At 60.5% G+C, this 8,925-nt stretch carries 7 protein-coding genes; 1 reads left to right on the top strand and 6 read right to left on the bottom strand.

The window, feature by feature from the left end:
* Positions 1-321: 321 nt before the first annotated feature.
* The 6 genes from HMPREF2605_RS05100 to HMPREF2605_RS05075 form a co-directional block, all read right to left on the bottom strand.
* Positions 322-2,499, bottom strand: a complete 2,178-nt coding sequence (locus HMPREF2605_RS05100) for a S9 family peptidase (protein ID WP_070847230.1) — start codon at positions 2,497-2,499, stop codon at positions 322-324.
* Between the two features lie 243 nt (positions 2,500-2,742).
* On the bottom strand, positions 2,743-3,975 hold the full coding sequence (gene rsgA / locus HMPREF2605_RS05095) for a ribosome small subunit-dependent GTPase A (protein WP_070847228.1): 1,233 nt from the start codon (positions 3,973-3,975) through the stop codon (positions 2,743-2,745).
* A gap of 108 nt (positions 3,976-4,083) precedes the next feature.
* Positions 4,084-4,914 (bottom strand): ABC transporter, encoded by an 831-nt coding sequence (locus HMPREF2605_RS05090; protein WP_070847225.1) that lies wholly within the window; start codon positions 4,912-4,914, stop codon positions 4,084-4,086.
* A gap of 1 nt (position 4,915) precedes the next feature.
* The gene (locus HMPREF2605_RS05085) at positions 4,916-5,776 is read right to left on the bottom strand and encodes an ABC transporter permease (protein WP_070847222.1); all 861 of its coding nucleotides are present in this window, start codon (positions 5,774-5,776) and stop codon (positions 4,916-4,918) included.
* Complete coding sequence (locus HMPREF2605_RS05080; protein WP_070847220.1) at positions 5,773-6,759, bottom strand: ABC transporter ATP-binding protein; 987 nt, start codon at positions 6,757-6,759, stop codon at positions 5,773-5,775. Before HMPREF2605_RS05080 ends, HMPREF2605_RS05085 begins: the two co-directional genes overlap by 4 nt.
* Before the next feature lie 400 nt (positions 6,760-7,159).
* A complete protein-coding gene (locus tag HMPREF2605_RS05075) occupies positions 7,160-8,368 on the bottom strand; it encodes an MFS transporter (RefSeq protein WP_083313062.1) in 1,209 nt (402 codons plus the stop codon).
* Here HMPREF2605_RS05075 and HMPREF2605_RS09275 point away from each other — a divergent pair.
* A complete protein-coding gene (locus HMPREF2605_RS09275; RefSeq protein ID WP_314738485.1) occupies positions 8,345-8,863 on the top strand; it encodes an ArsR/SmtB family transcription factor in 519 nt (172 codons plus the stop codon). The genes HMPREF2605_RS05075 and HMPREF2605_RS09275 overlap by 24 nt on opposite strands.
* Positions 8,864-8,925 lie beyond the last annotated feature (62 nt).

The raw sequence follows: 8,925 nt of genomic DNA, 5'->3' as shown, positions 1-8,925 counted from the left end.
GATGTCACTTTCGGACGATACCGCCTTTCCGCGCTGGGGCACAGTGCGGGTGCGGCCGTGTTTTCCGGATGCGCCCTCAGGGTGTCAGCCCGGGCGCTCTCCGATGCGGAGCGAGGAGGAAGCGGAGCGTCCGGGTGACGGGTGCCCCTGCGTAGGCGCGGAGGAAATATGCGGCGCCCCGCCCCTGCTTAGTGAGGGGAGAAATGAGGACGAACACTGTCCCTCCAGTAACGCAACGTATTTAAACGAAGAACGCTCCGTCCGTATCACTTAGATACAGACGGAGCGTTCTTTTTAACGCGTGGCTTGCTTGGTTATAGCCTACTCAGTAACGCCGAGGTTGCTCATCAGGAACGCGTAATCCCACGCCATCTCGCGCCAACGCGTATACCGGCCCGAACCACCACCGTGACCGCCCGACATATCAATCTTCAGCAGCGGCACCGGCGAGGACGGGTCAATCTGCTCACGCAGCGCCGCAACCCACTTCGCAGGCTCCACGTAGAGCACGCGCGTATCGTGCAGGCTCGTCACCGCAGCAATTGCCGGGTAGCGGACCGGGCGGATGTTCTCGTACGGGGTGTACGACTTCATGTAGGCGTACACTTCCGGGTCCTCAATCGGGTTGCCCCACTCTTCCCACTCCATCGCCGACAGCGGCAGCTCCGGGTCGAGGATGGTGGTCAGCGCATCCACGAACGGTACGGCAGCCAGGCAGGCGGCGTACTTTTCGGGGGCGAGGTTCACGACGGCGCCCATGAGCAGGCCGCCGGCGCTACCGCCGTAGCAGCCGATACGCGCCTCATCAGCCCACGGCTTAGCCGCAATGTAGCTGGTGACGTCCACGAAGTCGGTGAAGGTGTTCTTCTTCGCGAGCTTCTTGCCGTTCTGGTACCAGGAGCGGCCCATCTCGCCGCCGCCGCGAATATGCGCGATGACGTAGATGACGCCGCGGTCCAGGATCGACAGCATCGGGATGGAGAACATCGGATCCATGGACGACTCGTACGAGCCGTAACCGTACTGGATGACCGGGTGCGGCTTGCTCATGTCCAGGTCGGCGCGGTGAATCACCGAAATCGGGATGAGCGTGCCGTCCGCCGCCGGTGCCCAGTCGCGGTAGGCGCGGTAGTCCTCGCGGTTGTAGCCGCCCAGCACGGGGGTTTCACGGCGCAGCAGCAGGGTCTGCGACATGGGGAAGTAGTCGTAGACGCGGCGCGGCGTCAGGTACGAGGTGTAGGCGATACGCAGCACGGGGGAGTAGTTCTCCGCACGCAGCACGGAGGCGGTGTACAGTTCCTCGTCGAAGCCGGCAGGTTCCATGAAGGTCACACCGGCGGGGCGGCGGCGGCGCCACTGGATGGGCAGCTGCTCACGCGGTGCGAGGAAGATGCGGGTGGTGGTGTCCGCGCGGGCGGTGACGACCAGGTGCGTTGCGGTGAAGGTGAAGCCCTCCAAGCGCACGTGTTCGCTGTGGCGGATGACCGGCACCCAACGCTGCGCGTACTCTTCGAGGCTTTCACCTTCGCGCGGCATGTCTGCGAGGACCAGCTCGGAGTTCAACGCATTGTAGTCGTGCTGAATCAGCAGGTGCTGCTCGCCGGCAATGTTGAGCGGCTCAGCGTAGTATTCGATGCCCGCGCTCTTGGGGATGAGCAGGGTCGGCTCGCCCTTGGGTTCGCGGGTGGGGATGAGACGCACCTCCGTGTACTCGGAGTTGGAGCTGGTAATGACCACGGAGGAACGGTCGGAGCTCATGGCGGCGCCGAGCCACATGGTGTTGTCCGGTTCCTCGTAAATCAGGTGGTCTTCGGTGCCCTGTCCGACGTCGTGCACGTAGACACGCCAGGGGCGCCACGACTCGTCGGGCACGAGGTAGATGAGCTGTTCGGCGTGGTTGATGAAGAAGGATCCCGCCGCAATGTTGGGGATGGTGTCTTCGAGGAAGGCGCCGGTTTCCATGTTGAGGAAGCGCTGCTCGTAGCGTTCGTCGCCCTTCTCATCCACGGAGATGCTCAGCAGCTTGCCGTTACGTGCAGGCTGGAAGCTGCCGAGGGAGAAGAACTCCATGTCCTTGGCGTATTCGTTGCAGTCGAGGATGACGACTTCACCCTCGAGTACTTCGCCGGGGGTGACGGTCGGCGGGGTGTAGCGCACCACCTCGTCGCCTTCGTGCAGGGCGGGGTAGCGGTAGAAGACGGGGTACTGGCCGCCGGGCACCATGCGGCTGTAGTACCACCAGTCACCGATACGGTTCGGGACGGTCAGATCTGACAGCAGGGTGCGGTCCTTGATTTCGTTGAAGATGGATTCGCGGAGGGGCTGCTGGTCTGTGGTGACAGCTTCGGTGTATTCGGCTTCTGCCTTGAGGTAGTTGAGGACCTCTTCGCTTTCCTTGTCGCGGAGCCATTCGTAGTGGTCGATGAAGACGTCGCCGTGGTGTTCGCGGCGGTGCTCAACCTTCTTCGGTACGGGCGGGGTGAGGTTCTGTTCAGCCATGCTGCCACCTCTTTCAATGAGTTATGGGTTTGTGAATGGTGTGTGCCGTCTGCGCCCGCGTTCCTGCGCCGCCCGGTGGCGGTGAGGGTGTGCGGGGGAGTGGGGGCACGCCTAGTTCTAGTGTATCGAAGAGTGAGGCAGGCTACTATATTGCTGTCTGTGCGAGATTGCCCGGCTCAGCTTGTGGAAGCCTCGCCGGAGTCTTCTGCACTGGAGCCTCGCCGGGACATGTGCGTTCGGCGGCTAGTTGGCGCGCCCCTTAATGGACATGAGGGTGCGGCGACCCGCCTTATTCGCCTTCGTGAAGGCGCGGTTACTCTGCCGGTATTCGCGCTCCTGAGACCGCAGGCGCAGGCGCGCGGATTCTACCATCATCCTGCGGTAGCGTTCGAAGCGCTCGGGGTCGAGGGCACCGTCAGCGAGCGCCTGCTGCACCGCGCATCCGGGTTCGGAGCCGTGGGAGCAGTCGCTGTACCGGCAGGCGGCGGCGTAGCTGGAGACGTCGTCGAAGGTTTCGTCAATGGCAGCGCTATCGCTCGTGGCGGCGAGGGCTCGCACGCCCGGGGTGTCAATCAGCACTGTGCCAGCTGAGGATTCTGTGCCGGAGCCTTCTGCGCCGGATTCTCCAGCACCGAAGTATCCAGCACCGGGCAGAACAATCATTTGGCGGCTGGTGGTGGTGTGGCGCCCCTTGCCGTCAGTGCCGCGAACCGCGGAGGTTGCTTGCACCCGGTTTTCTGAGCTGGCCTCGCGGGGGTCGGCTCCGGGGTTGAGCAGGGCGTTGACCAGGGTTGATTTACCAGCACCGCTACGGCCCAGGAACGCGGCGGTGCGTCCGGCGACGAGCTCCGCCACTGGAGCGGGGTCGTAGCCGTTGTCCGTGCAGACGGCGAGCACCGCATCCACGCCGCCCGCGAGGGATTCCTCGTAGCCGGCGAGCTGTTCGGCCGTCACCAGGTCACCCTTGGTGAGAATCAGCGCGACCTGCACCCCGGAAGCGTGCGCCAGGGCGGTGTAGCGTTCAATGCGCCCGATGGACGGCTCGGGGAAGCACGGCTCAACGATGCAGAGCATATCCACGTTGGCGGCGACGGGCTGATCCGCGGATTCTCGGGTGGCGCTGGGGCGGGTGAGGTAGCTTCGCCGGGGCAGAATCGCGAGGGGCTTATGCTCTGCGGGCTGGGTTTCACCGCCGGTTCCGGGGATGGGCTGGGCGAGCACCCAGTCGCCCACGACGGGGTATTCCTCTTCGCCGTAGTCGTTCTCGACCGGACGCAGGGGAGCGGAGAGCTTCACGAGCTCGCCCCGCTCGCAGGTCAGCAGCTCGCAGCGGGTGCGGTGCACGGCGCTGACGCGGGCGAGGGTGAAATCATCAAGGGTGCCGTCGAGGGTGAACGCGGCGCGAATTGCTGAACCCTGCCAGGAGGGGTCGAAGCCGAGGGCCTCTAAGGTGTATGAAGCGGGAGTAACGGTCACAGGAATAGTCTTTCGTGGTTTCGGCGCCCGGTTGGTTGTCATGCCTGGATAGCGCGCCGGGGGAGAGGGCGTTTAAAAGGTTCGTTCTTTTTATCTCGGGTACGCGCCTTATAGCAGCGAGGCGCGGGCGCCGGCACGGATGCGGCGGGCGGCGAGGAACGTAAGCCCCAACCCCACTGCGGCGTAGAGCACCGCCAGCGCCGCGTCCGTCGCCAGGAGCGCGAAAAGCTCCGGCGCGGTGCCGTTCGCGATACCGCTAGAGGTATCTAAAGCCTGCACCAGCCGGGACCCGGGAACCCAGGAACATACCCAGGCAAGCCACGCCGGATAGGTACTCACCGGCACAATCACGCCCGCGCTGACCGGCAGAACAATAGATAGAACATTCGAGCCCGTGTACGGATCCGACAGGTACAGGCCCAAGCCGGCAGCAAAAATACCCAGGCAGACCCCGCCTAGAATCGCAACCGGCATCAGCGCAATGGCTCCAATCAGAAGCCCCGAAGCCGCCCCGGTAGAGGGCGCCGTGAGGGAGAGTAACCACACGATGCCCACATTGCTCAGACCCGTCACGGAAGCCAGCAACGCGGGTACCGCCGCCGCACCGAGCCAGTAGCCAGCATCCACCGGGCGAGCCGTACACACGTACTCGAAGACACCAATCCACCGGTCTGTGGCAACGCGTGCAACAATACCGGCTGCCACCGAACTGAGGGTCGCAATCAGCGCGGTCGCGCAGCCGATGCGTACCGTATCATTCGCGGCGAGGTCGGCGCCCAAAAGCACCGTGAAAAGCACGTTGAGGCCCGGCACGAGCACCAGGGTAGTGATGGCCGTTCCGAGGGTTGCGAAGGTAATAGAAGATGACCAGCCAATAGAGGCGGTAGACAGCGCCCGACGCACCACGCCGGGCAGAGAATCAGTAGAGAGAATACGCACGCTACATCGCCCCCAGAGTGCCGCGACGATGGGCGGAGGCGAGAGCCTTCCGAGCAAAGAGGAAGGCGCACAACGCCCAGATGAAGCTCACGACCAGGGTCTGAATTACGGGCAAGAGTGCATCCGCCGGGGTAGTGATGGCGGTACGCCCAAGTAGGAGGTGAACCGGCGCCTGCAGGGGAATGAGCACGCCCGCGGCATCCAGCCAGGCGGGCGCTTCAACGGTCGTGAAGAGAACCCCGGAAAGAATAAAAACCGGTACGAGCAGAAGCTCCTCGTAGGCGATAGCGTTCGGTGTGGCCACGAAGAACACCGCAATCATGAACGTGACCGACAGGCAGGCAAGCCATAGCAGGGGAACGCCCAGAACGTAGCGCGGCCAGAGGGCAGAAAAGTCCGTGACCTGCGGGTTGAGGGTCGCCAGGGCCCACGTCAACCACGCCAGCGGTAGGGCTGCCAGACCCACAATGGAGGCACTCGAAACGATAGCCGCCAGCACCCGCAGCGGAGAAATCGACCCCGAACACAGGTACACGAGGGTCCCGCGGAAGCGCTCAAAATTAATGATGCCTGCCGATACGATGCAGACCGACCACATGCCCACAATGCCCGCGCGGGTCCACGCCAGGGTCGGGTCGACAGTCTGCCCCGCGGAGCTCTGCGCCGCCGCGTGCACGGCGAGCGCCTGAATAATAACCGATCCGAGTACCGTACTGATGAGTAGCTGGATGAAGTAGGGGACCGTCAGGAACTGCCGCAGACTAAAGCCCATGAGCCGCAGCTGACGGGCGCACTCCTGCCACAGGTTGTACCCTCGGCGCTGTTGCCGGGACTCTACCGGACGCCGTGTCTGAGCGTTCATCGTTTGAGCCCCTCCGCCATCGCCAGGTATGCCTCTTCCAGGGTTGCCGGGCGAGTGTACGGCTCGGTCCGTACCCCAATGCGTGAGGCGGTGAGCCCCTCCGCCAGGATGTGGTGCGCCTCGCCCGCCTCGAACGTGGCGCGCTCGCCGTGCCAGTAGAGGGTCAGCTCCCAACCGGAACCGCGCGGGGCAAACAGCACCGCCGCCTTATTGCCGAGGAAGCCGCGTAGTGTATCAATGCCCTCGGTAGCAGTGGGGTCCACCTGAACCACGGTCGTGGCGGCAATACCTGCGTGCGCGGCAACGTCCTCGAGGGTGCCGCTCACCGCAACGGAACCGGCGCCCAAAACGGTGATGGTGTGCGCCAGATCCTCAATTTCGCCGAGGAGGTGGCTCGTCAGCAGAATGGCGGTACCTTCATCCGCCAGAGACCGGATGAGGGTACGCACGGTCAGGGCGATATCGGGGTCGAGCCCGTTGGTTGGCTCATCCAGCAGGAGCAGGGCGGGGGAGCCGAGCAGGGCGCGGGCAATATGCAGGCGCTGCTTCATGCCGCGGGAGAACTCTTGGACGGGCCGCGTGGCGGCGTCGGTGAGCTCTACACGGGCTAGGGCATGCTCCACCTCGTGTCGTCGAGCCCGCCCGGAAACCCCCGCAATATCGGCGAAGAACAGCAGGTTATCGCGGGCACTGGCGCGTGGGTAGAAGCCGTTCTCCCCGCCCAACGCGAGACCCACGTGACGGCGCGCCCGCTGCGGGTGAGCGATAGCATCAACGCCGTTCACGGTGAGGCTACCGCCGGTGGGAGTGAGCAGGGTCGAGCACATCTGCACGGTCGTCGTTTTGCCCGCACCGTTGGGGCCGAGAAGGGCATGAATTTCACCGGAGCTGACGCGAAGCGACACCCGGTCGACGGCGGTAAAGGCACGTTCGCCTGTGCCAAAGACGCGGCGAAGCCGTGCCGCGTCAAGAATTGTAGACATCGTGATAAAACCTTGCGGTGCTTAGTCACCCGAAGCCGCTTGAGCATGGTGTTCGCAGGCCTGCAATACGTGGGACGGGTGAGATGAATAGTCGTGAGAGAGGCACTACGTAGTGCCCGAATAATCCCAAGTCACCGACTGCAGGTGCGGAAGGTATAACAACGAAACCCTCAGAACTTTGGTATCCCAAGCGCACACTATGCGCTCCTGAAATGTATCGAACCAAAGCAGGGTTGTTTCTGAAATTTTTTAGAGCCCACCATCTGGGCGGGCATTCCGCGAGCCGGTGCGACTTTAGCGGGAGGTCATACCTCATCACTCCTAGATTCAAGGTTTCCATCAGTGTAGCACGGCTCACGGAATGCTGTGATTAAATTTTTTTTGATTTTATTCGAAGAAGTTAAAACGATCCCCCGTTATTCGATCGGAATGCCCCACCAAGTGCATAGACACCAAGAGAAATTGCGACTGCACATGCACTCATGACGGCTATACCGCTATACCCCGGAAACTGCGTAAGTAATGTACCGCCAACGGCACCGCTGATAGTTGTTCCAGCGTACATTGCCGTGTTTGAGAGGGATGATACAGTACCGCGAGCTATAGCGGTATGGCTTTGTAGCTCTCCCATGAGGACGGGGAGCATAATTCCTCCGAGAAAAAGTGCAAGAGTAAAAATACCTAAAGCAGTCCAGAAATTAGCTGTCAATGACGCCGAGAGATACACAATACTGAGTGCCATAAGTCCCATGAGCATAGTCTTCTGCGTACCTATATGTGCGACGAATCGTGACCCTGTGAGGGAGCCTAGAGCGTTGCCACATCCGATTACAAGCATGGCGAAACCGATGGTTGTCTGCGATGCCCCAAAGTCTCGCGCGAACCATGAACCTATGAAAGATAGAGATGCGAATACTCCTGTCTGGAAAATCAGGTACGCCAGGAGGGATAGCAAAAGTGAAGGGGCTTTTAAAACGTGCAGGTAGGGAGTCAGAAAATTTCCATCTTGCGCTGCAGACACAGGGGGAATGCTGGGAAAACGTGAATAGAGTATACCCAAGAGAAGAAGAGACGCTGCGGCGATTGCAAAAAATGGTATCTGCCATCCATAAGTGGAGAGGAAAGAACCTACAGGAATACCGGCGATTTGGGCTATGGCAAGTCCAGCCGTTGCATATCCCATAGTTTTAATAATGGCTTGTTTCGGCACTGTCATGGGGATAGATGCCCAAATCTGCGGTGAGATCAGAGAAGCGAACACTCCCGCAAGAAACCGGGCGGTAAAAAGAGACCAAAACCCCCATGCTAAACCGCATAAGCCCGTAAAAAGCGTAAAGCCGATGGACCCGGTAAGAATAATGCGCCTGCGATCAACGCGGTCTGACAGCGGGCCTGCAATGAGTGCGAAAATTGCATACCCTAAAGCGTATGCAGAGACGAACCACCCTGATTGTTCTGTGCTGGTGTTGAACTCCTTGCTGAGTAGCGGAAGCAGAGGGGCAGTGAGAAAAGTATCTGTGCCGATGACAAAGAGAGTGCTGAATGATACAAGCCGCATGGTTGCCTCAGAATTTTGAGGTAGCTGATGAGATGTATTGTGAGAACTCATTGTGCATCCTTTCATGTTATTTCTATGTTCGTCGAAATTAGAATAAATCTATATTATGCTAGAGGGCAAGCCCAAGATGTAATATTCTGTCACAGAGTCATGAAGGCTCAATACGTTATGCGAAAAACCCGGAAAGGCGTGGTTATGGGTAAGGAACGGCTGTATCACCCCACCTCTGATGACGTGACGTTGGATCGTGTCCTTGGCGCATTGTCAGACCCCATTCGACGAGATGTTCTCGCCCGTATCGCAGACCACGGGCCACAGTTCTGCGGTGATTTTGACTATGGAATCGCCAAATCTACGATGTCTTATCATTTCAAAGTGCTCCGAGAATCAGGGCTCATGCACACCGAAGTGCTGGGAACGCACCGTAAAATTACACGCCGAGACAGCGTGATTGAGAATCTTTTCCCCGGTCTTTTAGACTCTGTTGGACTACCACCGGGTCAAGGCCAATGGGGTGAATCTGCTGCGGATACTACAGGTGCCTGACTCGGCTAATCGGGTTGAGAGTATGCGAACCCCTAAAATGAGGTCAGAGCAAAGGCAATTCA

Source organism: Rothia sp. HMSC065C03 (assembly GCF_001837295.1).
Lineage (GTDB): Bacteria > Actinomycetota > Actinomycetes > Actinomycetales > Micrococcaceae > Rothia.
This window is presented reverse-complemented; position numbering and strand designations above follow the sequence as displayed.

Coding starts and splice junctions, on each gene's coding strand:
- HMPREF2605_RS05075 (WP_083313062.1), bottom strand. CDS start 8,368: ATGAGTTCTCACAATACATCTCATCAGCTACCTCAAAATTCTGAGGCA.
- HMPREF2605_RS05080 (WP_070847220.1), bottom strand. CDS start 6,759: ATGTCTACAATTCTTGACGCGGCACGGCTTCGCCGCGTCTTTGGCACA.
- HMPREF2605_RS05085 (WP_070847222.1), bottom strand. CDS start 5,776: ATGAACGCTCAGACACGGCGTCCGGTAGAGTCCCGGCAACAGCGCCGA.
- HMPREF2605_RS09275 (WP_314738485.1), top strand. CDS start 8,345: ATGAGATGTATTGTGAGAACTCATTGTGCATCCTTTCATGTTATTTCT.
- HMPREF2605_RS05100 (WP_070847230.1), bottom strand. CDS start 2,499: ATGGCTGAACAGAACCTCACCCCGCCCGTACCGAAGAAGGTTGAGCAC.